This window comes from Burkholderia thailandensis E264, from assembly GCF_000012365.1.
GTDB classification, from domain to species: Bacteria; Pseudomonadota; Gammaproteobacteria; order Burkholderiales; family Burkholderiaceae; genus Burkholderia; species Burkholderia thailandensis.
Genome location: NC_007651.1, coordinates 1,165,699 through 1,189,552, shown reverse-complemented (window position 1 = coordinate 1,189,552; position 23,854 = coordinate 1,165,699). Strand labels below are relative to the sequence as shown.

23 protein-coding genes are annotated in these 23,854 nt (G+C 69.1%); 11 read left to right on the top strand and 12 right to left on the bottom strand.

The genetic code is table 11. The features are described 5' to 3' along the window. Positions 1–51: 51 nt before the first annotated feature. From ilvC to BTH_RS17545, 3 genes are all read right to left on the bottom strand, one after another. Positions 52–1,068, bottom strand: a complete 1,017-nt coding sequence (ilvC, locus tag BTH_RS17555; RefSeq protein WP_009892208.1) for a ketol-acid reductoisomerase — start codon at positions 1,066–1,068, stop codon at positions 52–54. 82 nt (positions 1,069–1,150) lie between these two features. After that, positions 1,151–1,642, bottom strand: a complete 492-nt coding sequence (ilvN, locus tag BTH_RS17550) for an acetolactate synthase small subunit (protein ID WP_004186134.1) — start codon at positions 1,640–1,642, stop codon at positions 1,151–1,153. Positions 1,643–1,753: 111 nt separating this feature from the next. Further along, the gene (locus BTH_RS17545) at positions 1,754–3,517 is read right to left on the bottom strand and encodes an acetolactate synthase 3 catalytic subunit (RefSeq protein WP_009892211.1); all 1,764 of its coding nucleotides are present in this window, start codon (positions 3,515–3,517) and stop codon (positions 1,754–1,756) included. 384 nt (positions 3,518–3,901) lie between these two features. On the opposite strand from BTH_RS17545, the gene BTH_RS17540 reads away from it, so the two are divergent. The 11 genes from BTH_RS17540 (at position 3,902) to BTH_RS17490 (ending at position 13,792) form a co-directional block, all read left to right on the top strand. Further along, positions 3,902–4,462, top strand: coding sequence for an RNA polymerase sigma factor (locus BTH_RS17540; protein WP_009892212.1), 561 nt, complete (start codon positions 3,902–3,904; stop codon positions 4,460–4,462). After that, entirely contained in the window at positions 4,459–4,881 is a 423-nt protein-coding gene (locus tag BTH_RS17535; protein WP_009892213.1) for a DUF3619 family protein, read from the top strand. Before BTH_RS17540 ends, BTH_RS17535 begins: the two co-directional genes overlap by 4 nt. A gap of 30 nt (positions 4,882–4,911) precedes the next feature. Further along, complete coding sequence (locus BTH_RS17530; RefSeq protein ID WP_025369477.1) at positions 4,912–5,661, top strand: DUF3106 domain-containing protein; 750 nt, start codon at positions 4,912–4,914, stop codon at positions 5,659–5,661. A gap of 6 nt (positions 5,662–5,667) precedes the next feature. Further along, complete coding sequence (locus BTH_RS17525) at positions 5,668–6,180, top strand: RDD family protein (protein ID WP_009892215.1); 513 nt, start codon at positions 5,668–5,670, stop codon at positions 6,178–6,180. Between the two features lie 90 nt (positions 6,181–6,270). Next, positions 6,271–7,209 (top strand): UDP-2,3-diacylglucosamine diphosphatase, encoded by a 939-nt coding sequence (locus tag BTH_RS17520; protein ID WP_009892217.1) that lies wholly within the window; start codon positions 6,271–6,273, stop codon positions 7,207–7,209. 21 nt (positions 7,210–7,230) lie between these two features. Continuing rightward, a complete protein-coding gene (locus tag BTH_RS17515) occupies positions 7,231–8,265 on the top strand; it encodes a glycosyltransferase family 4 protein (protein ID WP_009892218.1) in 1,035 nt (344 codons plus the stop codon). 8 nt (positions 8,266–8,273) lie between these two features. Next, positions 8,274–8,819 (top strand): diacylglycerol kinase, encoded by a 546-nt coding sequence (locus BTH_RS17510; RefSeq protein WP_009892219.1) that lies wholly within the window; start codon positions 8,274–8,276, stop codon positions 8,817–8,819. A gap of 235 nt (positions 8,820–9,054) precedes the next feature. Then, positions 9,055–9,774: a TetR/AcrR family transcriptional regulator gene (locus tag BTH_RS17505; RefSeq protein WP_006025081.1), complete on the top strand. Its 720-nt coding sequence runs from the start codon at positions 9,055–9,057 to the stop codon at positions 9,772–9,774. Then, positions 9,771–10,358: a TIGR00730 family Rossman fold protein gene (locus tag BTH_RS17500; RefSeq protein ID WP_009892221.1), complete on the top strand. Its 588-nt coding sequence runs from the start codon at positions 9,771–9,773 to the stop codon at positions 10,356–10,358. Before BTH_RS17505 ends, BTH_RS17500 begins: the two co-directional genes overlap by 4 nt. Before the next feature lie 356 nt (positions 10,359–10,714). Then, entirely contained in the window at positions 10,715–11,473 is a 759-nt protein-coding gene (locus tag BTH_RS17495; protein WP_009892223.1) for an SDR family oxidoreductase, read from the top strand. A 408-nt stretch (positions 11,474–11,881) separates the two neighbouring features. Further along, on the top strand, positions 11,882–13,792 hold the full coding sequence (locus BTH_RS17490) for an ArnT family glycosyltransferase (RefSeq protein WP_009892225.1): 1,911 nt from the start codon (positions 11,882–11,884) through the stop codon (positions 13,790–13,792). Positions 13,793–14,082: 290 nt separating this feature from the next. Here the strand turns inward: BTH_RS17490 and BTH_RS17485 are convergent, their stop codons facing one another. From BTH_RS17485 to BTH_RS17440, 9 genes are all read right to left on the bottom strand, one after another. Further along, positions 14,083–15,426, bottom strand: a complete 1,344-nt coding sequence (locus BTH_RS17485; RefSeq protein WP_009892231.1) for an MFS transporter — start codon at positions 15,424–15,426, stop codon at positions 14,083–14,085. Positions 15,427–15,641: 215 nt separating this feature from the next. After that, complete coding sequence (locus BTH_RS17480; RefSeq protein WP_009892233.1) at positions 15,642–17,036, bottom strand: amidase; 1,395 nt, start codon at positions 17,034–17,036, stop codon at positions 15,642–15,644. A gap of 347 nt (positions 17,037–17,383) precedes the next feature. Next, positions 17,384–18,025, bottom strand: a complete 642-nt coding sequence (locus tag BTH_RS17470) for a DUF924 family protein (protein ID WP_009892237.1) — start codon at positions 18,023–18,025, stop codon at positions 17,384–17,386. Further along, positions 18,022–18,753: an alanyl-tRNA editing protein gene (locus BTH_RS17465; protein ID WP_009892239.1), complete on the bottom strand. Its 732-nt coding sequence runs from the start codon at positions 18,751–18,753 to the stop codon at positions 18,022–18,024. Before BTH_RS17465 ends, BTH_RS17470 begins: the two co-directional genes overlap by 4 nt. 109 nt (positions 18,754–18,862) lie before the next feature. Beyond that, complete coding sequence (locus BTH_RS17460) at positions 18,863–19,273, bottom strand: group II truncated hemoglobin (protein WP_009892241.1); 411 nt, start codon at positions 19,271–19,273, stop codon at positions 18,863–18,865. Between the two features lie 76 nt (positions 19,274–19,349). Next, the gene (locus BTH_RS17455) at positions 19,350–21,959 is read right to left on the bottom strand and encodes an ABC transporter permease (protein ID WP_009892243.1); all 2,610 of its coding nucleotides are present in this window, start codon (positions 21,957–21,959) and stop codon (positions 19,350–19,352) included. Continuing rightward, the gene (locus tag BTH_RS17450; protein ID WP_009892245.1) at positions 21,956–22,573 is read right to left on the bottom strand and encodes a DUF4126 domain-containing protein; all 618 of its coding nucleotides are present in this window, start codon (positions 22,571–22,573) and stop codon (positions 21,956–21,958) included. Before BTH_RS17450 ends, BTH_RS17455 begins: the two co-directional genes overlap by 4 nt. 180 nt (positions 22,574–22,753) lie before the next feature. After that, a complete protein-coding gene (sugE, locus tag BTH_RS17445; protein ID WP_009892247.1) occupies positions 22,754–23,074 on the bottom strand; it encodes a quaternary ammonium compound efflux SMR transporter SugE in 321 nt (106 codons plus the stop codon). A gap of 246 nt (positions 23,075–23,320) precedes the next feature. Continuing rightward, positions 23,321–23,617: a putative hemolysin gene (locus BTH_RS17440; protein WP_009892248.1), complete on the bottom strand. Its 297-nt coding sequence runs from the start codon at positions 23,615–23,617 to the stop codon at positions 23,321–23,323. Between the last annotated feature and the right edge of the window lie 237 nt (positions 23,618–23,854).

The window sequence follows — 23,854 nt, the reverse complement described above, 5'->3', positions numbered from 1 at the left end:
CGGCTTTTTGATGCCGACCCTCGATTCGAGGGCCGGATGCCGATGCGCAGCTTAGTTCTTCGACTGGTCGACGAGCTTGTTCTTCGCGATCCACGGCATCATCGCGCGCAGTTTCGAGCCGACCTGCTCGATCTGGTGCTCGGCCGTCAGGCGGCGGCGCGACTGCAGCGTCGGCGCGCCCGCCTTGTTCTCGAGGATGAAGCTCTTCGCGTACTCGCCCGTCTGGATGTCGGTCAGGCACTGCTTCATCGCCTTCTTCGTCTCTTCGGTGACGACGCGCGGGCCCGTCACGTACTCGCCGTATTCGGCGTTGTTCGAGATCGAGTAGTTCATGTTCGCGATGCCGCCTTCATAGATCAGGTCGACGATCAGCTTGAGCTCGTGCAGGCACTCGAAGTACGCCATTTCCGGCGCGTAGCCCGCTTCGACGAGCGTCTCGAAACCGGCCTTGATCAGCTCGACGGTGCCGCCGCACAGCACGGCCTGCTCGCCGAACAGGTCGGTTTCCGTCTCTTCGCGGAAGTTCGTCTCGATGATGCCGGCACGGCCGCCGCCGTTCGCCGCCGCGTACGACAGCGCGATGTCGCGCGCCGCGCCCGACTTGTCCTGCGCGACCGCGATCAGGTGCGGCACGCCGCCGCCCTGCGCGTACGTGCCGCGCACCGTGTGGCCCGGCGCCTTCGGCGCGACCATGATCACGTCGAGATCCGCGCGCGGGATCACCTGGCCGTAGTGGACGTTGAAGCCGTGCGCGAACGCGAGCGTCGCGCCTTCCTTGATGTTCGCGTGCACTTCCTGCGCGTAGACCGCGGCGATCTGCTCGTCGGGCAGCAGCATCATCACGACGTCCGCGCCCTTCACCGCTTCGGCGACTTCCTTGACCGCAAGGCCGGCGTTCTCGGCCTTGCTCCACGACGCGCCGCCGCGACGCAGGCCGACCGTCACGTTCACGCCGCTGTCCTTCAGGTTCAGCGCATGTGCATGGCCCTGCGAGCCGTAACCGATGATCGTCACCTGCTTGCCCTTGATGAGGGAGAGATCGGCGTCCTTGTCGTAGAAAACTTTCATGATTGTTCCTTCGCTAATTCAGTGAAATTCGTAAGTGAGGCCGGGCTCTGACGGCATACCCGGCTCGTTCGTCGCGGCGGCGTCAGACCTTTAGAATGCGCTCGCCGCGGCCGATGCCCGAGCTGCCGGTGCGCACGGTTTCGAGAATCGAGCCCGCGTCCAGCGCCTGAATGAATGCGTCGAGCTTGTCGCTCGCACCCGTCAATTCGATCGTGTAGGTCTTCTCGGTCACGTCGATGATGCGGCCGCGGAAAATGTCCGCCATCCGCTTCATTTCTTCGCGCTCCTTGCCCACTGCCCTGACCTTGATGAGCATCAGCTCCCGCTCGATGTGTGCACCGTCGGTCAGGTCCACCACTTTCACCACCTCGATCAGGCGGTTCAGATGCTTCGTGATCTGTTCGATCACGTCGTCGGAGCCGATGGAGACGATGGTCAGGCGCGACAGCGACTGGTCTTCGGTCGGCGCCACCGTCAAGGTTTCGATGTTGTAGCCGCGTGCCGAGAACAGACCGACGACGCGCGACAGCGCGCCCGGTTCGTTTTCCAGCAGGACGGAAATGATGTGTCTCATGTTCGCTTCTTCCAGAATAATCCCGTGTCGTTGCGTATCGCGCGGCGCTCCCCGCGTGCCGCGCCGCCCTTCGTGAAGGCGGCCGCCCGCGGCCTCGAGCGCATCGCGCCGTTACAGATCTTCCGATCCGAGCAGCATCTCGGTGATGCCCTTTCCGGCCTGTACCATTGGCCAGACGTTTTCGGTCGGGTCGGTCTGGAAGTCGAGAAACACGGTGCGGTCCTTCAGGCGCAGCGCTTCCTTGAGCGCAGGCTCGACGTCCGCGGATTTTTCGATGCGCATCCCGATATGGCCGTACGCCTGCGCGAGCTTCACGAAATCCGGCAGCGCATCCATGTACGAATGCGAATAGCGCTTGCTGTATTCGATCTGCTGCCACTGGCGGACCATGCCGAGATAGCGGTTGTTCAGCGAAATGATCTTCACCGGAGTGTCGTACTGCTTGCAGGTCGACAGCTCCTGGATGCACATCTGGATCGAGCCCTCGCCCGTGATGCACAGCACGTCGTCGTCCGGATGGGCCATCTTGACGCCCATCGCTGCCGGCAGGCCGAAGCCCATCGTGCCGAGGCCGCCGGAATTGATCCAGCGACGCGGCTTGTTGAAACGATAGAACTGCGCGGCCCACATCTGGTGCTGCCCGACGTCCGAGCACACGAACGCATTGCCGTCTGTCAGCTCCCACGCCTTCTCGACCACGTACTGCGGCTTGATGATCTCGCTTTCGCGGTCGTACTTCAGGCAGTCCTTCGCGCGCCAGCCCTCGATGTCCTTCCACCATTGCGCGAGCGCGTCGGCGTCGGGGCCGTGCTCGGCCGTCTGCAACTGCTCGATCAGATCCTTCAGCACTTCCTTCACGTCGCCGACGATCGGGATGTCGACCTTCACGCGCTTGCTGATCGACGACGGATCGATGTCGATGTGGATGATCTTGCGCGGACGCGAAGCGAAGTGCGCCGGATCGCCGATCACGCGGTCGTCGAAGCGCGCGCCGATCGCGATCAGCACGTCGCAGTGCTGCATCGCCATGTTCGCTTCGTACGTGCCGTGCATGCCGAGCATGCCGAGGAATTTCCGGTCCGACGCGCGATAGCCGCCGAGGCCCATCAGCGTGTTCGTGACGGGATAGCCGAGCAGATCGGCGAACTGGTTCAGCTCGCGCGACGCATCGGCGAGGATGATGCCGCCGCCCGTGTAGATGTACGGGCGCTTCGCGGACAAGAGGAGCGACACCGCCTTGCGGATCTGCCCCGAGTGGCCCTTCGTGACCGGGTTGTACGAGCGCAGCGACACGTTCTTGACGGGTTCGTACTCGCACGGCGTCTTCGAGATGTCCTTCGGGATGTCGATGAGGACCGGGCCGGGCCGGCCGGTGCGCGCGATGTAGAACGCCTTCTTGACGGTTTCCGCGAGCTCGCGCACGTCCTTCACGAGGAAGTTGTGCTTCACGCACGGCCGCGTGATGCCGACGGTGTCGCACTCCTGGAACGCGTCCTGGCCGATCGCCGCGGTCGGCACCTGGCCGCTGATCACGACGAGCGGGATCGAATCCATGTAGGCCGTGGCGATGCCCGTCACCGCGTTCGTCACGCCCGGGCCGGACGTGACGAGGCACACGCCGACCTTGCCCGTCGAGCGCGAGTACGCGTCCGCGGCGTGCACGGCTGCCTGCTCGTGGCGCACGAGCACGTGTTGAATCTTGTCTTGCTTGTACAGCTCGTCGTAGATGTAGAGGACCGAGCCGCCAGGGTAACCCCAGATGAATTCGACGTTCTCGTCGGCCAGTGCCTTCATGAGCACGGTGGCGCCGATGGAGCCGGTTTTCTGAGGGGAAAGGGATTCCGACGTGGAGAATTCCGCGCTGGGCATGTTCATCTTTGACCTTTCGAATTTTCGGCAAAAAATTGATCGGGTGCTCTCTGCCGGGCTTGTGGCTCGGGTTCAAGCGGCGCGTCCAGTTGAAAGGCGGGCTTCATGGGCCGGCCTCAAATGTGACCATCACTTATGTTGCGAACTGGCAACGATAGCGGCTCGCCGGCAGGCGGTCAAGCGGAAAATCCCGCGGCGCATCAACCGCCTCGCGCTCGGGCGGCGAACGCCCGGCCGGGCGCGGCGGCAAACCGCCGCGCTCGGCCCTTGCGGCGGCCCGGCAGCCCGAACAGGATGCCGTGCGCCGCGAAAATTTGTTAGCATCCGCGAGTTTTACGAATTTTCTTCGATCTTTTCACGCCGCAAGAACGCAGCGCAGACCTTCACGGAATGGCATCAGACAAGGAACTCGCGGACTTTCTGGCGGGCGTCGAAAGGCGCGCGTTCAAGCAGGCTGCATACGCGGTGCGCGACGACGACGCGTCGCTCGACATCGTGCAGGACGCGATGATCCGGCTCGCGGAGAAATACGGCGACCGCCCGGCCGCCGAACTGCCGCTGCTTTTTCAACGGATCCTTCAGAACGCGATCCACGACTATTTCCGCAGACAAAAGGTGCGCAACACCTGGGTCAGCCTGTTCTCGTCGCTGAACAACACCGACGACGACGAGTTCGACCCGCTCGAGACGCTCGAGTCGGCGGATGGCGACGGCGTCGAGAGCGGCGAGACGCGGCTCGAGCGCGAGCAGGTGCTCGCGCTCATCGACGATGAAATCCAGAAGCTTCCGGCGCGTCAACGGGAAGCCTTCCTGATGCGTTATTGGGAGGATATGGATGTCGCCGAGACAGCCGCCGCCATGGGGTGTTCGGAGGGCAGCGTCAAGACGCACTGCTCCCGGGCCACTCATGCATTGGCGTCGGCGCTCAAGGCCAAAGGAATCACGCTATGAGCTCCGCTCCCGCTACGAAAGAAGAAGTCGATTTCGCCCTCAAGGTGCGTCGCGCGCTTGACGAGCGCGCGGCCTCGCTGCCCGACGCGACGACGGACCGGCTCGCCGCCGCGCGCCGCGCCGCGCTCGCGCGCAAGAAGCCCGACGCCGCGATCGTGCTCGTGCCGGCGCTCGCCGGCAGCGCCGGCACGCTTGAGCTGCGCCCGCCCGGCGAGCCTCGCAAGTCGCTCGCGCGCCGGCTCGCGCGCGCGTGGCCGCTCGCGCTGCTGCTCGCGGGGCTCATCGGCATCGCGTACTGGGAAGACATGCAGCGCACGGCGGAGCTCGCCGACATCGACGCCGCGATGCTGAGCGACAACCTGCCTCTTACCGCGTACCTCGACCACGGGTTCAACGCGTACCTTTCGCACACTCACTAACGTCAACGCATCAAGAAGAGGAACGCACGGGTGAGTCAAAAACGGGGATTGGCAGTCTTTTTCGGTTGCGTGATCGCGCTGGTCGTCGCGTACGCCGCCACCTACCCGCGCTTTCACCCACAACCGGCCGCGGTGACGGCGGCGAGCGCGCCGGCGATCGCGCCGGCCGCGAGCGCGCTGTCGACCGACTTCCCGCCGCTGCCGCCGTCGAGCCCGCTCTCCTGGGCGCGCCTCACGCCCCAGCAGCACATCGCGCTCGCGCCGTTCGCGAATCAATGGGATTCGTTCAGCGACGAGCGCAAGCGCAAATGGCTGAAGATTGCGGCGCGCTTCCCGAAAATGTCGCCTGAAGCGCAAAAACGGCTGCAGGAGCGGATGACCGAGTGGGTCCGGATGACGCCCGAGCAGCGGCGCGTCGCGCGCGAGAACTACCTGGTGTCGAAGGACCTGTCCGCGCAGGCGCGCGAAAAAGCGTGGAAGGCTTACCAGCAGCTGTCGCCCGAGCAGAAGGAGAAGCTCGCCGCGGCCGAGCGCCGACGCCGGCCGACCGTCGTGAGCGCGCCGCCCACCGGCAAGACCGACCGCGACATCAACCGGCTCGTCAACGCGCACGGCCGTCATCCGGCGAGCGCGCCGGCCGCGAGCATCGCGCCGCCCGCGGCGAGCGCGCCCGCCGCGGCGCCCGTGCCGGCGTCGCCCGCGACGACGGGCGCCGCCACCCTGCCCGCGCCGACGCCCGTCTCGCCGTCCGAGGCGCCGTCGCTCTTCAACGGCTCGTAAGCCTTCGTGACGGCGTCCACGCTCCCGTTCGAACCGTCGCGTGCGCCGAGCGTGCGCCGCCGGCTCGCCGCCCTCGCGTACGAAGGCCTGCTGCTCTTCGGCATCGCGTTCTTCGCCGGCCTCGCGTTCGGCGTGACGCTGCAGCAGCGCAACGGCCTCGATCATCACAACCTGCTCGCCGGATGGATCGCGCTCGTCGTCGGCGCATACTTCGTCTGGTTCTGGACGCACGGCGGCCAGACGCTGCCGATGAAGACCTGGCGGCTGCGCGTCGAGACGGCGCGCGGCGCGCCGCTGTCGGCAGGCCGCGCGCTCGTGCGCTACGCGCTCGGCTGGCTGTGGTTCCTGCCGCCCCTCGCGCTGCATCCGCTCGCGGGCTTCTCCGTGCCGCGCACGATCGCCGCGACGGCCGTGTGGTTCGTGCTGTGGACGCTCGCGGCGCGCCTGCACCCGAGCCGCCAGTTCCCGCACGATCGCCTCGCCGGCACCCGCATCGTCGACGTGCCCCGTCGCGGCTGATTCCCCGTAATAAGAACGTCTCGTGACTGTCATGGCACAGTCACGCCCGCATGGCGCAATGCCGATAACGTCAATCGGCGCGAGTCATGCATGGGCAAAAAAACGTCCGCGACTTCCTTCTTTCGTGATCCCGCTGGCCTGCACGCCGCCAGCGCCTTCCTGTCCGGCTCGGCGGCGAGCGACACGCTCGCGCCGGCCCGCCCTCCCACCGCGAGCGCCACGCGGCACGACGACCATGAGAGCGCCTCGCAACGCTACCGGACGATCTGGCTGTCGGACATTCATCTCGGCACGAGCGGCTGCCAGGCTGGCTATCTGCTCGACTTTCTCAAGCACAACGAATCGGAATATCTGTACCTCGTCGGCGACATCATCGACGGCTGGCAGCTCAGAAAAGGCTGGTACTGGCCGCAGGCGCACAACGACGTGGTGCAGAAGATCCTGCGCAAGGCGAGAAAGGGCACGCAAGTCGTCTACATCCCCGGCAACCACGACGAAGCCGCGCGCCAGTTCTGCGATCTCGCGTTCGGCGAGATCCATGTGCGCGGCGAGGCGTTCCACACGACGCTCGCAGGCAAACGTTTGTGGATCGTCCACGGCGACCTGTTCGACGGCGTGATCCAGCACGCGAAATGGCTCGCCTATCTCGGCGACACGCTGTACACGCTGATCCTCGTGCTCAACCGCTGGTTCAACCGGATCAGGAGCCGCTTCGGCTTCCAGTACTGGTCGCTGTCGCAATACCTGAAGCACCAGGTGAAGAACGCCGTGAACTTCATTTCGTCGTTCGAAGCGGTGATGACCGACGAAGCGCGCCGCCGCGGCTGCGACGGCGTCGTCTGCGGCCACATCCACAAGGCCGAGATCCGCGACATCGACGGCGTGCTGTACTGCAACGACGGCGACTGGGTCGAGAGCCTGTCCGCGCTCGTCGAGACGATGGAGGGCGAGCTGAAGGTCGTCTACTGGACCGTGATGCGCACGCCGCCCGCCGCGCTGTCGCGCAAGACCAAAGCCGCCACCGCCTGATCCCCCAGAGGACTGCCTGCGATGAAAATCATGATCGTCACCGATGCGTGGGAGCCGCAAGTCAACGGCGTCGTGCGCACGCTCAAGAGCACCGCGCGCGAGCTCACCGCGCTCGGCCACCGCGTCGAGCTCGTCACGCCGCTCGAATTCCGCACGGTGCCCTGCCCGACCTATCCCGAAATCCGTCTGTCGATCCTGCCATACCGGCGGCTGCGCGAGCGCCTGAACGCGTTCGAGCCGGACGCGCTGCACATCGCGACGGAAGGCCCGCTCGGCCTCGCCGCGCGCCGCTACGCGCGCGCGCGCAAGCTGCCGTTCACGACCGCGTACCACACGCGCTTTCCCGAATACGTGCAGGCGCGCTTCGGCGTGCCGCTCGCGGCGACCTATCGCTTCCTGCGGTGGTTCCACGGCGCGTCGCTCGCGGTGATGGCGCCGACGCCCGTCGTCAAGGACGACCTCGAGCAATTCGGCTTCGACAACGTCGTGCTGTGGACGCGCGGCGTCGATCTCGACATCTTCCGGCCGATGGAGTCGAAGGTGCTCAACACCGCGCGGCCGATCTTCCTGTATGTCGGCCGCGTCGCGATCGAGAAGAACGTCGAGGCGTTCCTGAAGCTCGACCTGCCAGGCTCGAAATGGGTCGCGGGCGAAGGGCCTGCGCTCGCCGAGCTCAAATCGCGCTATCCTGAGGCGAATTACCTCGGCGTGCTGACGCAGGCGGAGCTCGCCAAGGTATACGCGGCGGCCGACGTGTTCGTGTTCCCGAGCCGCACCGACACGTTCGGTCTCGTGCTGCTCGAGGCGCTCGCGTGCGGCACGCCCGTCGCCGCCTATCCGGTGACGGGGCCCGTCGACGTGCTCGGGAACGGCGGCGCCGGCGCGATGAACGAGGACTTGCGCGAAGCGTGCCTCGAGGCGCTGAAGATCGATCGGCGGCACGCGCGCGAGTGGGCCGAGCGTTTCTCGTGGCGCGCGGCGTCCGAGCAGTTCGCGTCGCACCTGAAGCCGCTGCCGAAATCCGCCAGCCCACATACCGAAGGCGCAGCCGTTTGAAACCAGCCATGCGCGCGAAAGCGCCTCCTGCCAGTTCGCCGCGAAAGCCGGCCGCACATGCCGGCGCGGCGCGTGCCGTCCACGTGCGCCTCGCGCCGTCTGAAACGCACGAGCCCCCCGAGCCGCACGAGCCGCTCGGCCCGGACGATCCGCTCGCGCTGCCGCACAACCCGTACAAGGGCAATCGCGGGCTGATGCGCGCGTGGTACGCGCTCAAGAATTCGTACAACGGCTTTCGCGTCGCGATCCGTGAAGAGAGCGCGTTCCGGCAGGAGCTCACGCTCGCGGCGATCATGCTGCCGATCGCCGCGTTCGTGCCCGTCGAGCCGGCGTCGCGTGCGCTCCTGATCGGCACCGTGCTGCTCGTGCTGATCGTCGAGCTGCTGAATTCGAGCGTCGAGACGGCGATCGACCGGATCTCGCTCGAGCGCCACGAACTGTCCAAGCGCGCGAAGGATCTCGGCAGCGCGGCCGTCACGGTCGCGCTCTGCGCGTGCGTGACCACCTGGGGCCTCATACTCGGCCCCCTCGTCTGGCACCGGCTCGCCGGCTAGACGCGTCGCGGCGGCGGAAGCCGGCCGGCGAGCGCGGCGGCGCGCGCCGCGGCGTCCCGCAGTTGTGTGCGACGCAGCACCGCCGGGTATGCCCCGATGACGAAATACGCCGGACGCGCAAGGTAGCGGTTTATAATCGGCTGACAGCCTTCAAAACAGCAACCCGAGCCGGACTACGATTCACGCAGCAATATTGGCAGCGCCCGCCTGTCCGGCAAACACAGGGCCGGACGACATGGAAGCGAAACCTCCCCGCCGCACGCGCGAACGGATTCTTGAGTTGTCGTTGAAACTCTTCAACGAGATCGGCGAGCCGAACGTCACGACGACGACGATCGCCGAGGAAATGGAAATCAGCCCAGGCAACCTGTACTACCATTTCCGCAACAAGGACGACATCATCAACAGCATCTTCGCGCAGTTCGAGCAGCAGATCGAACGGCGCCTGCGTTTTCCCGAAGATCATCGGCCGACGATCGACGAAACGTGGTCGTACCTGCAGTACATGGCCGACTTCATGTGGACCTATCGGTTCCTCTATCGCGACCTGAACGATCTGCTCGCGCGCAACCGCACGCTCGAGACGCACTTCAAGCAGATCATCAGCCACAAGGTTCGCTTCGCGCGCGAGATGTGCGAGCTGCTCGCGGCCGACGGCGAGCTCGTCGCGACGCCCGCCGAGATCGAGGTGATCGCGACCAACATGGCCGTGATCGCCACCTACTGGCTGTCGTATCAGTACGTGATGCATCCGCGCAAGTACAACGACCAGGACGCGATCCGCGAGGAGTTGCACCAGGTCAGCATGCATGTGATCTCGGTGATCGCGCCGTATCTGCGCGGCCGCTCGCGGCAGATCTTCGACGATCTCGTATCGGGCAAGCTGCCGAAGCGCGAGTTCCACGATTACCTGCCGCCGCGCGACGGTTCGCCGCGCAAGGACGCGAAGCAATGAAGAGCGTCTGCGTGTATTGCGGTTCGGCCAACGGCGTGAAACCCGTCTACGCGGAAGCGGCGCGCGCGTTCGGCCGCGCGCTCGCGAACGCCGGCCTCACGCTCGTCTACGGCGGCGGACGCGTCGGCCTGATGGGCGTGATCGCCGACGAGGTGATCGCGTCGGGCGGACGCGCGATCGGCGTCATCACGGAGCTGCTCTACGACAAGGAAGTCGGCCACACCGGCTTGACCGAGCTGCACGTCGTGCCCGACATGCATCATCGCAAGAAGATGATGGCCGAGCTCGCGGACGCGTTCGTCGCGATGCCGGGCGGCGCGGGCACGCTCGAGGAGTTCTTCGAGGTCTACACGTGGGCGCAGCTCGGCTATCATCGCAAGCCCGTCGCGCTCTACAACGTCGACGCGTTCTACCAGCCGCTCATCGCGCTCCTCGAGCACACCGTCGAAGAAGGCTTCATGCAGCGCACGTATTTCGATGCGCTGTGCATCGACGCCGCGCCCGATGCGCTCATCGATCAGCTCGTCCGGTATCGTCCGCCCGCGCGCGACAAATGGACGTTCGTGTCGGAGCAGGAAGCCTGAGCCGGCGCGCCGCGCCGTTGACGCGCGGCGTGAGCGCGCGAGTGGCCTCGCCCGGCCTTTGCTGATGCGGCGGCGCGCGCTCGACGCTTCGTGCGCATCGCGTCTGCCGGGGCGTTTGGCCGGGTCTGCAGGTCTGCCGGGTCGTTTGGCCGCCTCGCCCAGTGGCTCCGTTTAACCACTTCGTTAGCCACTTCGTTTAACCGCCCCGCTCGACCGCTTCGCCCGGCTGTTCCGTTGCGCAGCATCCGGCCGCGACGCGTGCAGTCGCCCACGGCCGCGTAGCACGGGGCCTGTCGCGGCGCTCTTTTCCCTTTTCCGCCCGAACGCGCGTGCCGCCCGGGTCGAGGTCCAAGCTGATGACGAACCCGCCAGCCAAAGCCGTCCTCATCACCGGCGCGAGCCGCGGCATCGGCCGCGCAACCGCGCTTCTCGCCGCCGCGCACGGCTGGTCGGTCGGCATCAACTACGCGCGCGACGCGGCAGCCGCCGAAGCAACCGCCGACGCGGTGCGCGCCGCCGGCGCGCAAGCGTGCATCGTGCGCGGCGACGTCGCGAACGAAACCGACGTGATCGCCATGTTCGACGCGGTGCAGTCCGCGTTCGGCCGGCTCGACGCGCTCGTCAACAACGCGGGAATCGTCGCGCCGTCGCTGCCGCTCGCCGACATGGACGTCGCACGCCTGAAGCGCGTATTCGACACCAACGTGCTCGGCGCGTATCTGTGCGCGCGCGAAGCCGCGCGGCGGCTGTCGACCGATCGCGGCGGCATGGGCGGCGCGATCGCCAACGTCTCGTCGATCGCCGCGCGGCTCGGCTCGCCGAACGAGTACGTCGACTATGCGGGTTCGAAGGGCGCGGTCGACACGCTGACGCTCGGCCTCGCGAAGGAGCTCGGCCCGCGCGGCGTACGCGTGAATGCGGTTCGCCCGGGCCTCATCGCGACCGAGATCCATGCGAGCGGCGGCCAGCCCGGCCGTGCCGAGCGACTCGGCGCGCAGACGCCGCTCGGCCGCGCAGGCGAAGCAGACGAGGTGGCCGAGGCGATCGTCTGGCTGCTGAGCGACGCCGCGTCGTACGTGACGGGCGCGCTGCTCGACGTCGGCGGCGGGCGCTGACGCGCGGCCGGCGGCGCATCGGGCGCGCCGCTGTCGGCCGGCGGGCGTCGCTCGCGTGCGAACCAGGCCATCCCGCGCATCAGGGCACCGAACTTTCAGGCATCGGACGACTTCACCGCCCCCATCCGCCCGCCCATCGCCCGCCGCATTCCTTCCGGCAAGCCGCCGCGCCATCCGGGCCCGCGATGTTTCGCGGTACGAAAGTTCGCCGCGCCCGCATACAAAACTTCACAATTCTCCGCACTCTTTAAAGCTTTTCTCAACAATTCGCGTAAACGTTCGTAACAGTCCCGTGGTTTACTAACGGCAACTGCGGCGAACGCCGCGCATACCGCTCCCGCCCGCTCGCGGCCCGAAATCGGCCGGGCCCACGCAGTCCGGCCGCCACACACGAAGAGATCACCCAGCATGCAGGGAAATGCCTCGCCCGGCGGCCGGCGCACGCCCGCTTCGGCGCATCGCGCCGGCTCGCCCGACAATCACTCGCACTCGCCGCCCGCCGTGGCGCTCGCGGCCGCCGCGCCCGGCGCCGCGGGAACGGCCGGCGAGCGCGCCGCCGGATCGGGCGGCGCGGATGCAATCCGCACGCCGCTCGCCGGATTGCGCGTGTGGCTCGTCGCCGCGGCCGTGCTTTGCGCGTACCTGTTGCCGGGCATCCTCGGCCACGATCCGTGGAAGCAGGATGAAACCTACACGTTCGGCATCATCCAACACATGCTCGAAAGCGGCGACTTCGTCGTGCCGACCAACGCGGGGCAGCCGTTCCTCGAAAAACCACCGCTGTACGACTGGGTCGCCGCCGGCCTCGCGTGGCTCTTTTCCCGCTACCTGCCGCTGCACGACGCCGCACGGCTCGCGAGCGCCCTCTTCGCCGCGCTCGCGTTCGGCTTCACCGCGCGCGCCGCGCGCATCGCGACCGGCGCCGCGCGCTGGCTCGAACTGCCGGTGATCGGCACCGTCGCGCTGTGCGCGGGCTCGCTCGTCGTTATCAAGCATTCTCACGACCTGATGACCGACGTCGCGCTGATGGCGGGCACCGCGATGGGCTTTTGCGGGCTGCTCGAACTCGTGATCCGGCACGCCGGCGGCGCGAGCCGCGCCGCCCCCGGCCGGCAGCCCGCGAGCCGCTGCGCGGCCCCCCTGTTCGGGCTGGGCGTCGGCGTCGCGCTGATGTCGAAGGGCCTGTTCGTGCCGCTCGTGTTCGGCGCGACGCTCGCCGCAACGCTCGTTCTCTACCCGACCTGCCGCAGCCGCGCGTTCTTCCGCTCGCTCGCGATCGCCGCGCTCGTGTGCGCGCCGTTCGCGCTGATCTGGCCGACCGCGCTGTTCCTGCGCTCCGAATCGCTGTTCCTCGTCTGGTTCTGGGAAAACAACGTCGGCCGCTTCTTCGGTTTCTCGGTGCCGACGCTCGGCGCCGAAAACGACAAGCCGCTCTTCATCTGGCGCGCGCTGCTGACGCTCGGCTTTCCGGTCGCCCCGCTCGCGCTCGTCGCGCTCGCGCGCAGCCTCTGGCGCGACTGGCGCGCGCCGCACGTCGCGCTGCCGCTCGCGTTCGCGGGCGTCGGGATGGTCGTGCTGCACATCTCAGCGACGTCGCGCCAGTTGTACATCCTGCCGTTCATCGCGCCGCTCGCGCTCGTCGCCGCGCAAGCGATCCCGCGCCTGCCGCAGCGACTGCATACCGCGTGGGACCATGCGAGCCGGCTGCTGTTCGGCACGGCCGCGGCGCTCGTGTGGATCGTCTGGTCGCTGATGTCCGATCGCAACGGTCCGCGCGTCGGCTTGCAATGGCTCGGCCGCTGGCTGCCGCTCGACTGGACGATGCCGATCGAGCCCGCGCTCGTGCTGTCCGCGCTCGCGATCACGATCGGCTGGGTTGGCCTGATGCCGTCGCTGCGGCTTGCGGGCAAGTGGCGCGGCGCGCTGTCGTGGGCGATGGGCGCGCTCGTCGCGTGGGGGCTCGTCTACACGCTGCTGCTGCCGTGGCTCGACGTCGCGAAGAGCTATCGTTCGGTGTTCGAAGATTTGAATCGCCGGCTCGCGCTCGAATGGAACGACGGCGACTGCATGGCGAGCGTCAATCTCGGCGAATCGGAAGCGCCGATGCTCTACTACTTCTCCGGCGTGCTGCACCAGCCCGTCGTCCGGCCGAACGCGAGCGCCTGCACGTGGCTCATCGTGCAGGGCACGCGTGCGAACCCGCCCGCGCTCGACGTCGAATGGAAGCCCTTCTGGGCAGGCGCCCGGCCGGGCGACGATCAGGAAATGCTGCGCGTCTACGTGCGCACGCCGGCCGCGGCCGCCATCGCCCGTCCTTGACGCCCGCCGCGCGACGGCCCAAGCCGTCGCGCAGGGTCTTTTCCCGGCGAGCAAGCGCGGCACTCGCCGTCGCCGGTTCGCGCCGGCTCTCGTGCAATTCGGACATGCCGGTGCGGCTCGGCCACGCCGCCGCGAAATCCGGCTTGGCGCGCGATCAGCGCGATCAGCGCGGCCGGCGCGGCCGGCGCGGCCAGCAGACGCGTCGTCCAGCCGGCCGCCTTGCGGCCCTCTCCCTCAGGCTACCGCCGGCACAACAACGATCGAAGCCGACGCGGTGTGTGGACGCCGCGCTAACGCGTGTTGCGCCCGCTCGGCCAGGTCTCGACGGCAAGCCACCCGGCCGCGATGCAGATCGCGTTCGCGACGAGCAGATAGCCGGCGGGCGCCATCGGATTGCCGGTGGTGCCGATGAGCCAGGTGACGATGCTCTGCGCGGTGCCGCCGAACAACGACACCGCGACGGCATAGACGATCGAGAACCCGGTCGAGCGCACGCGTTGCGGGAAGCTCTCGGCGATCAGCACGATGAGCGCCGCGCCGCTCATGCCGTGCAGGCCGGACAGCACGGTCAGCGTGGCGAGAAACACTGCGGGCGTCGGACGCGAAACGATCAATTGCAACGCCGGGAAGATCAGCAGCAGCAACAGCACGCGCGGCCAGATCAGGACCGCCCGGCGTCCGACTCGATCCGACAGGCTGCCGCCCGCGAGCGAGCCCACGGCAAGCGCGGCGCCCGTCGCGAACGTCGCGAGCATCGCGACGCCGCCCGGCAGATGCAGCTCGGTCAGCGCAAACGTCGTCATGTAATTGAGGAAATACTGCGTGATCGTGCTGCCGAGCAGGATCATCAGGCCGACCGCGATCGGCCGCCGATGCCGCGCGTTCAGCTCGTGCAGGATGGCGCGCGTCGAGCCGTATGCACGGTGCGCGTCGATCGTGTCGGACAGCCGGCGGCGGATGTAGACGCCGATCGGCAGCACCAGCAGGCCGAGCGCGAACGGCACGCGCCAGCCCCACGCGTACAGGTCGGCTTCGGGCAATGCAAGCGTGAGCGCGTAGCCCGCGAGCCCCGCCGCGAGCCCCGCGAAACCCTGCGTCGCGACCTGCCAGCACGCGTACGCGCCGCGCCGCTCGGGGGGAGCGGCTTCGAGAATGTAGGTCGTCGCGGGCCCCGCCTCGCCGCCCCACGCGAGCCCCTGGATCAGCCGCGTGACGACGAGCAGGATCGGCGCCGCGACGCCGATCGTTTCGTATCCCGGCAGCACGGCGATCGCCCCCGTGCCGACCGCCATCATCACGAGCGTCAGCATCATCGCGGGCTTGCGGCCCGCCCGGTCCGCATATGCGCCGATCACGAGCGCGCCGAGCGGACGCACGACGAAGCCGAGCCCGAACACGGACACCGCAAGCAGCAGGCTCACGAACGGGCTCTTCGCCGGAAAAAACGTGTGGCCGATCATCACCGCGAAAGTCGCGTAAGCGCCGAAGTCGAAGAACTCCACCGCGTTGCCGAGCGCAACCGCCGCGACGTTGCAGCGGACTGCGGCGCGCGACCCAGCCGTGCCGGCCGCGTCGGCTGCGCCGGCCGGATGCCGGGGCGCCGGTGGACAAGCGGATTCAAGCAGGTCTTCCATGAAGCGTCCTTGATCGAAGCGACGACGAAACCGGCCGCGGGCGCGGCGCAAACCGTACAAACCGTACAGGCTGCGCAAGCCGCGCGAGCGTCACGCACGGCGGAACCGCAGGCGGTATCACGATGAACAGGCAAGCAAACGAAAAGGCGGCGAAGGAACCGGCTGCACACGCACGGCGGCACGGCGGCACGCGGCGCGCCGCGCATTCAGCCGCGTCAGCGCGGCGCCGCCGGCCAGCGCGGCATCTCGCCTCGCCACGCCTCGTACGCGCGGCCGAGCTGCAGCACGAGCCGGTCGGCAAAGCGCGGCCCGACGATCTGCAGGCCGATCGGCATCCCATTGCGCGCGAAGCCGCAGTGGATCGACAACGCCGGCTGCTCGCCCATGTTCCACGGAACCGTGAACGCGATGTGCTCGAACGGCCGCGCCGGATCGTCGGTCGGCCCCGCCCACTCGGCCGGGAAGCCGGTGACGACGTTGGTCGGCGACAGCACCGCGTCGACCGACTGGAACAGCCGCGCAGCCGCCGCGCGCATCTCGAACGTCGCGCCGAAGCCGCGCACCGCATCGACGCCGGACACCGTCGCGCCCTGCCCAGCCCACGCGACGATGTACGGCAGGATGCGCTCGCGCGCCACGTCCGGCAGCCGCTCGAGATCCGCCCACAGCCGCGCCTGCCAGAAACGGTCGAGCCCGTCGAGCATCGCGCGCGACAGCACGGGCGGCGCCGCGACGATCCGCGCGCCGTGCGCGGCAACGCGCTCGGCCGCCGCGTCCACCGCGGCGAGGATCTCCGCCTCGGGCTCGATCCCGCAGCCGGCGTCGAGCATCAGGCCGATCCGCATTCCCTTCACGTCGGCGGGCGTAATCGACCAGTCGATCGCCTCGGGCGGCAGGCTCGTCGCGTCGCGCCAGTCCGGCCGCGACAGGAAGCGCATCAGCAGCGCGGCATCGTCGATCGTGCGCGTCATCGGCCCCGCGCAGCGGCCCGTGTAGTACGGATCGATCGGAATCCGCCCGTTCGACGGCTTGAAGCCGACGATGCCGCACCAGCCGGCCGGCAGCCGGATCGACCCGCCGATGTCGGTGCCCACGTGCAGCGGCCCGTAGCCTGCGGCCGCCGCCGCGGCCGCGCCGCTGCTCGAGCCGCCCGGATTCAGATCGAGCCGCCACGGGTTGCGCGTGATGCCGTACAGGCTCGACAGCCCCGACGACAGCATCGCGTAATCGGGCACCGTCGTCTTGCCGATCACGACCGCGCCCGCCTCGCGCAGCCGCGCCGCAGCGGGCGCGTCGGCAACCGCGGGCGGCGCGTCGGCGGCCGCGGCCGAGCCCTGCGCCACCCGATCGCCCTGTGTCGCGATCAGCTCCTTGATCGTCACGGGCACGCCGTCGATCTCGCTGAGCGGCACACCCGCGGCCCAGCGGCGCGTCGACGCGAGCGCCTGCTCGCGCACCTGCGCCGGATCGAAGCGGCACAGCGCATTCAGATGCGGCTCCCACCGGGCGATGTGATCGAGCAGCGCGTCCGCGTAGTCGGCGGGCGTCACGCTGCGGTTCTTGAACCGTTCGGCGAGCGAGCAAGCGCTCAGGTCGAGCAACTCGGACATCGTATCGGCCTCGCAAGGTTGGAGACGGGGGTCAGGCCTTCGCCCGTGACCGCCCGTCGTCGATGGAACTCACGATAGCGACGCAATCATGGCGATGCATCGCGCGATCGAAGGCGAATCGCCTGCGCACGCTTCGATCGCCCGCGCGCCGCGGCGAACCGCGTCGTTCGCGGCTCCGGCGGCCGGGCCTCGCATCAGCCCCGCATCGGTCCCGCATCGGACATGCATCGGACATGCATCGAACGCGCGTCGAACATGCGCCGGCGCGCGGCACGAACCGGCGTTCCGCGCGCGACGGCACGAGCGCTTCGGCATCGCCGCCCGCCTGCGCTCTCGCCGATGCCCCCTCAGAACGACGAGCCCGGCTCCTTCAGGAACGCGACTTCCGCATCCGTCGACGGTCGGCCGAGAATCGCGTTCCGATGCGGAAAACGCCCGAAACGCTCGATCACGACCGCGTGGCGCAGCGCGTAGTCGTGATAGCCCGCGCAGCCCGCCTCGTCCTTGATCTGCGCGCAAAGCCGCACCGCCTCGCGCTGGCTGTCGGGCGACTCGTCATGCTCGAACGGCAGATACGCGAACGCGCGGTGGTGACCCGTCGGCAGCGCGCGGTCGCCGCCCGACGCGACCAGCGCCTTCGCATGCGCGAGCGCCGCGCGATCGGCAGAGAACGCGAGCGGCGTACCCCGATGCATGTTGCGCGAGAACTGGTCGAGCACGACGATGAGCGCGAGCGCGCCGAGCGGCGTGCGCGCCCATGCGTCGAGCTCGCCCGCCCTCGCCGCGTCCGCGAGCGCGCCGAATCGCTCGCGCAGTTGCGCGTCGAACGCCGGGCCGCCGCCGAACCACATCTTGCGCGCCGTGCCGAACGCCGGATCGTCCGGCGCGCCGAACCAGAAATCGAGCACATCGCGCGCGCGCGGATCGAGCGCCGCCCGATCGCGCGCCGCGGCTTCGCGCGCGCCGCCGTTCGCGTGCGGGGCCGTCATGCGAGCTCCAGCACGAGACGCCGCGTGCGCGCGCTTTTCTTCTCGAGCTTCGCGACGCGCAGCGCGCCGATCTCCGCCGTGTTGCGCACATGCGTGCCGCCGCACGGCTGCAGATCGACGCCTTCGATCCGCAACAGGCGCACGCGCCCCAGCCCCATCGGCGGCTTCACGCTCATCGTGCGCACGAGTTCCGGGCGCGCGGCCATTTCGTCGTCGGTGATCCATTCGGTCGTCACCGGATGCGCGCCGCCGACGAGCTCGGCAAGACGCGTCTCCACCTGCTCGCGATCGATCGGCTCGACCGTCGCGAAATCGATCCGCACGTATTCGGCGGTCACGCTGCAGCCGTCGACCGGGTACGGCAGCACCGCGCACAGCAGATGGCTCGCCGTGTGCAGCCGCATCCGGCGGTGCCGCGGCGCCCAGTCGATTTCGGCGACGACCGCATCGCCCGGCTTCACGCCCGAAGCGAGCGGCGCCTGCCCCGGCGCAAGCACGTGCACCGCGTCGTCGGGCGTCGCGCCGTCGAACTTCGCCTTGCGCGTGTCGGCAACGACGAGCGCCGCGCCGCCCGCGAGCGTCAGGGTGCCGGTATCGCCCGCCTGGCCGCCGCCGAGCGGGTAGAACACGGTTCGATCGAGATGGATGCCGGCTTCGTCGACGGCGGTGACAAGCGCGTCGCAACGCGTCAGATAAGCGTCTTCGCGAAAGAGAGCTTGAGTGGCCATGGGGCGTCTCGGATATCGTTATCGGTGATCGGGCGATCAGTATGCGGTGCGCCGCGCGCGCCGCGACAGGCGCAATTGCGCGCGGCGCGCACTGAAGCGTACCGGAATTTCAACCGGGACGGTTCCGCATCCAGTCGGCCGTGTCGTAAAACGAGTGCATCAGCCGCTCGCGCAGCGGCTCGTCGAGCCCCACGTCCTGCATCGCCCACGCGATGCAGCGCAGCCATTGGTCGCGCTCGGACGAAGCGATCGGAAACGGCAGGTGCCGCGCGCGCAGCCGCGGATGGCCGAAGCGCTCGATGTAGTGATCGGGCCCGCCGAGCCAGCCGCACAGGAACCAGAACAGCTTGTCGCGCGAGCCGTCGAGCGTCGGCGGATGCAGCGCGCGAATGCCGGCGAATTCGGGCTCGAGGTCCATCAGATCGTAGAAACGGTCGACGAGCTCGCGCACGCGCGCCTCGCCGCCCACGAGTTCGAACGCCGTCGGCTGCGACGGCGCGTCATCGGTAACATCGGTCATACGGGAATCGGTCGAATCGAAAAACAAACCAGGAAATGGACAAGCGGATCGCCCGAAGATACCGCGAGCGCGCGCTTCATGCATCGCGCAGCGATTGCAGCGCCGGCCTGCGCAGCACGCCGCGCAAGCCGAGCCACCCCGCCGCGCCCGCGCACGCGACGCCCGCCGCGATGCCGGCCGGCACGAGCCACGGATCGGGCGCGAGCTGGAAATCGAACACGCGCGACGCGAGCACCGCGCCGACCGCGAGCGCGCCCGCCGCCGCCATCGCGCCCGCGAGCACGCCGACCACGACGAACTCCGCGCGCTGCACGGCGACGATCTGCTTGCGCGACGCGCCGAGCGCGCGCATCAGCGCGGCCTCGCGCACGCGCTCGTCGCGCGAGCCGGCTAGCGCCGTATATAGCACGAGCACGCCCGCCGCGAGCGTGAAGCCGAACAGGAACTGCACCGCGCCGACCACCTGCAGCAGCACGCGCTCGAGCTGCGCGAGGATCGGCCCGACGTCGATCGCCGTCAGGTTCGGATACCGCGCGATCAGGCCGTCGAGCACGCGCTGGCGCGGGGGCGGCAGATGGAAGCTCGTGATGTAGGTGGCCGGAAAATCGCGCAGCGCCGCGGGCGGCATCAGCACGAAGAAGTTCACGCGGAACGTGCCCCAGTCGAGCTTGCGCACGCTCGTCACCGGCGCGTCGACGGTCAGGCCCGTCACGTCGAAGCGCAGCGTGTCGCCCGGCTTCACGCCGAGCGTCTTCGCGAGCCCCGCCTCGATCGAGATCTGCGGCACGCTCGATGCGCCGAACCAGTCGCCCGCGACGAGCCGGTTGTCTTCGGGCAACTGCGTCGTGTAAGACAGGTTGAATTCGCGGTCGACGAGGCGGCGCGCTTCGTCGCGCTTGTAGTCGTCCGGGTTCACCGGCTTGCCGTTCACCGCGACGAGCCGCCCGCGCACCATCGGCGACAGCGCCGGATTCACGATGCCGCTCGCCGCGAGATAGCGGACGACGTCGTCGCGCTGGTCGGGCTGGATGTCGATCAGGAATTGGTTGGGCGCGTCGGGCGGCGTCGACCGCCGCCAGCCGGCGACGAGATCGTTGCGCGTGATCGCGATGAGGAGCAGGCACATCAGGCCGATCGCGAGCGCGGTGATCTGCAGCGCGCTCGCGGCGCCGCGCCGGTCGAGCGACGCGAGCGCGTAGCGCCAGCCGAGCCCCGCCGCGACGCGGCCGTCGCGCACGACGCGCGCGAGCGCGAACAGCGCGAGCCGCGCGACGAGCGCGAACAGCACGAGGCTGCCCGCGAAGCCGCCCGCGACGATCGCGCCGAGCGTCAGGTTGCCCGCCGCCGCGATCAGGAGCGCCGCGAAGAGCGCGATGCCCACCGCGTAGCCCAGCCACGCGACACGGCCGGCGTCGCCCCATTCGCGGCGCAGCACGCGCGCGGGCGGCACGCGCGTCAACGGCGCGAGCGGCGGCAGCGCGAAGCCGAGCAGCAGCACGAGCCCAGCCGCGATGCCGATCGCCGCGGGCCACACGGACGGCGGCGGCAGCACGACGTCGATCAGGCTGCCGAGCGCGCGCAGCAGCGCGAGATGGCCGACGTAGCCGAGCGCCGCGCCCGCCGCGCCGCCCGCGACGCCGAGCAGCGCGAATTCGATCGCGAACAGCGCGGACAGCGCGCGGCGGCTGGCGCCGAGGCATCGCATCGCCGCGCAGCCGTCGAGATGGCGGCGCATGTAGCGCTGCGCCGCCATCGCGATCGCGACGGCCGCGAGCAGCGCCGTCAGCAGCGCGACGAGCGTGAGGAAATGGCGCGCGCGGTCGAGCGTCTGCCGCACCTGCGGCTGTCCCTCCTGCAGCGATTCGAGCGCGACGCCACGCAGCTTGCCGCCATCGACGCGCGCATGCGCGTAGCGCGCGAAGCGCCCGACGGCGGCATCGTCGCCCGCGACGAGCAGGCGATAGGTGACGCGGCTGCCGTAGCCGGTGAGCCCCGTCGACTCGAGCTCGTCCGCGCGCAGCATCACGCGCGGCGAGAAATTGACGAACGAGAAGCCACGGTCGAGCTCGCGGGTGATCGCCGCGCCGATCGCGAACGTGCGGCCGCCGACGCGCAACGCATCGCCGACCTTCAGATGCAGCGCGTCGAGCAGCGACGGATCGACCCATACGGCGCCGGGAGCCGGGATCGAACCGGCGGCGCGGCCGGGCGCGTTCGCGCCGGGCGCGATCTCGACCGCGCCGCGCAGCGGATAGCCCGCCGACACGGCCTTCACGGCCGCGAGCCGCACGGGCGGCGAGCCGCTCGCTCCGGACGCGGCGGCGGGCGTGCCGGATGAGTCGGGCGCATCGGCCGCGCCGACCATGCTCGGGAAGATCGCGGTCGTCGCGGTCGCGAGGCCGAGCGATCGCGCCTCGCGCGCGAATGCCGGATCGACCGGATGATCGGCCCGCACGACGAAATCCGCGCCGAGCATCCGGCGCGCGTCGCGCTCGAGCCCCTGGCGCAGCCTATCGGCGAGAAAGCCGACGCTCGTGAGCGCCGCGACGGCGAGCACGAGCGCGAGCGCGACGAGCGTCAGCTCGCCCGCGCGCCAGTCGCGCAGCGTCATCCGCCCCGCCTGGCGCAGCAGATCGACTGGGCCGAAGCGGCGGCCGGCCGGAATCGCTTTGCCCGCCGCCGTCAATCGCGCTTGCTCCCGATCGAATTCAGCCGCGACACCATGTGGTTCGCCATCCCGCGAAAGCCGCCCGACACGCCGCGCCAAAGGCGCGGCAACGCCCACGCGGAAAACGCGAGAAAGCCGATCATCAGCGCGATGAACACGAGCGGCACGAAGAACGCGAGCACGAGGCCGCCGACCGTGAGGCCGTCTTCCGTCGTCGACGCGATCCAGTTCGAGATCGGTTCCGGCGACAGGTTGATGAGCGCGCGCGTGCCCGCCTTCGCGATGTGCGCGGAGCCGGCGAGCGTGCCGCCCGCGAGGCCCGCGAGCACGAGGAGCGTGGGATCGGCGTGGCCGAGCGACGCCGCCGCGAGCACCGCGCCCGCGGGAATCCGGATGAACGTGTGGACCGCGTCCCACAGCGAGTCGAACGCGGGAACCTTGTCGGCAAGGAACTCGGCGACCGCGAGCACGGCCGCCGCGCCGATCACCCACGGCGACGTCAGCACCGCGAGCGTGTCGGGCAGGTGGATGAGGCCGACGCGCGCGAACACGCCCGCGATCAGCACGGTGAGATAGAGGCGCAGGCCGCTCGCCCACGCGAGCCCCGCGCCGAGCGAAATGGCTTCGACCATGTGCCGCCTCCTTGCGCAATGCGCGCGGTTCGAGGGCGGCGCGCGCCCGAGTCCGGGCGAAGCGGCCCATCGACCCGCCGGCCCCGCCGGTTCGCGCGCGGCGGCGGGACGTTGTCAGATGGATTCCGCTTCATTATAGACGCGCGACGCACGCCACCGCCGCAGCGACAAACCCTGCGCTCAGCCGGCCGACGACAGTTTCAGGCCGATGAGCCCGACGACGATCAGCGATGCGCTCGCGATACGGGCGAACGTCGCCGCTTCGCCGAGCATCACGATCCCGAAGATGAACGCGCCGACGGCGCCGATGCCCGTCCAGACCGCGTACGCGGTGCCGAGCGGCAGCTCGCGCATCGCGACGGCGAGCAAGCCGAAGCTGCCGAGCGCGGTGACGATCGTGAAGATGGACGGACCGAGGCGCGTAAAGCCCTCGGACGATTTGAGACCGGCCGCCCACGCGATTTCGAGCAGACCGGCGATGAGAAGCCACAGCCAAGGCATGCGGAGACTCTCCGTGAATCAAATGGGGTCGTCCCCGTTGGACATCGACGGCCCGGGGTCGTCCCCGGGCAGCGGAAGTATAACAACAGGCTTACAGCCTTGCCGAGCGGGCTCGCGGCGGAAGGCCGGCCGCGCCGGCGACGCCCGCGCGCCTCGTCCGCGCCCGTGCCGGCGTGCGGGCCCATGCCCATCTCCTCGCCCGCTTCCGCATCGAACGTGCCGGCGCGAAAGCGCGACGCGCCGCCGTCACTTCGACGCGGGCTTCGTGCCGTGCTGCGCGATCGGCCAGCCGTGCGCGTCGAGCTGCACGCAACGATCGTCGCGATAGAGCGCCCATTCGTCGCATTCGCGTCCGTCCTTGAACGCGCAGATTCCGAACTGGCCGCGCGGGCCGTCGTGGATCACCACCTTGCCGCCCAGCTTTTCGCAATTCACCGACGCGGGATTCGCGAGCGTGGCCGACTGATTCGGCGGCAACGGCTGCGCGAACGCCGTCGCGGCGGCGGCGCCCAATGCACAACCGAACAGCAGACGGACGAACATGGCTGACCTCCTCATGGCGTTTGACGAGCATTCAGCATAAGAGAAAAACGCTCGACGCGGCGTCGGGCGCGATCGATTGAATGCTCGGTGCGCACCGAAAACGGGCAGGTCCCGCGCTCGAATGCTTGCGATTCGCGGCCCGAGCGGCGCGCGTTCGGGCACGGCGACGGTCGAGGACGCTGCGCGACGACGAATGACGACGAACGACGATGAGCGGCACGCGCCGAACGACGAATG

Bases quoted from the DNA above. Each gene is read 5' to 3' on its own strand.
- BTH_RS17545 (WP_009892211.1), bottom strand. From the start codon at position 3,517: ATGAACATGCCCAGCGCGGAATTCTCCACGTCGGAATCCCTTTCCCCT.
- ilvN (WP_004186134.1), bottom strand. From the start codon at position 1,642: ATGAGACACATCATTTCCGTCCTGCTGGAAAACGAACCGGGCGCGCTG.
- BTH_RS17450 (WP_009892245.1), bottom strand. From the start codon at position 22,573: ATGGTCGAAGCCATTTCGCTCGGCGCGGGGCTCGCGTGGGCGAGCGGC.
- BTH_RS17520 (WP_009892217.1), top strand. From the start codon at position 6,271: ATGGGCAAAAAAACGTCCGCGACTTCCTTCTTTCGTGATCCCGCTGGC.
- sugE (WP_009892247.1), bottom strand. From the start codon at position 23,074: ATGCCTTGGCTGTGGCTTCTCATCGCCGGTCTGCTCGAAATCGCGTGG.
- BTH_RS17490 (WP_009892225.1), top strand. From the start codon at position 11,882: ATGCAGGGAAATGCCTCGCCCGGCGGCCGGCGCACGCCCGCTTCGGCG.
- BTH_RS17540 (WP_009892212.1), top strand. From the start codon at position 3,902: ATGGCATCAGACAAGGAACTCGCGGACTTTCTGGCGGGCGTCGAAAGG.
- BTH_RS17505 (WP_006025081.1), top strand. From the start codon at position 9,055: ATGGAAGCGAAACCTCCCCGCCGCACGCGCGAACGGATTCTTGAGTTG.
- BTH_RS17535 (WP_009892213.1), top strand. From the start codon at position 4,459: ATGAGCTCCGCTCCCGCTACGAAAGAAGAAGTCGATTTCGCCCTCAAG.
- BTH_RS17495 (WP_009892223.1), top strand. From the start codon at position 10,715: ATGACGAACCCGCCAGCCAAAGCCGTCCTCATCACCGGCGCGAGCCGC.
- BTH_RS17485 (WP_009892231.1), bottom strand. From the start codon at position 15,426: ATGGAAGACCTGCTTGAATCCGCTTGTCCACCGGCGCCCCGGCATCCG.
- BTH_RS17500 (WP_009892221.1), top strand. From the start codon at position 9,771: ATGAAGAGCGTCTGCGTGTATTGCGGTTCGGCCAACGGCGTGAAACCC.
- BTH_RS17510 (WP_009892219.1), top strand. From the start codon at position 8,274: ATGCGCGCGAAAGCGCCTCCTGCCAGTTCGCCGCGAAAGCCGGCCGCA.
- BTH_RS17480 (WP_009892233.1), bottom strand. From the start codon at position 17,036: ATGTCCGAGTTGCTCGACCTGAGCGCTTGCTCGCTCGCCGAACGGTTC.
- ilvC (WP_009892208.1), bottom strand. From the start codon at position 1,068: ATGAAAGTTTTCTACGACAAGGACGCCGATCTCTCCCTCATCAAGGGC.
- BTH_RS17460 (WP_009892241.1), bottom strand. From the start codon at position 19,273: ATGACCGATGTTACCGATGACGCGCCGTCGCAGCCGACGGCGTTCGAA.
- BTH_RS17515 (WP_009892218.1), top strand. From the start codon at position 7,231: ATGAAAATCATGATCGTCACCGATGCGTGGGAGCCGCAAGTCAACGGC.
- BTH_RS17440 (WP_009892248.1), bottom strand. From the start codon at position 23,617: ATGTTCGTCCGTCTGCTGTTCGGTTGTGCATTGGGCGCCGCCGCCGCG.
- BTH_RS17470 (WP_009892237.1), bottom strand. From the start codon at position 18,025: ATGACGGCCCCGCACGCGAACGGCGGCGCGCGCGAAGCCGCGGCGCGC.
- BTH_RS17465 (WP_009892239.1), bottom strand. From the start codon at position 18,753: ATGGCCACTCAAGCTCTCTTTCGCGAAGACGCTTATCTGACGCGTTGC.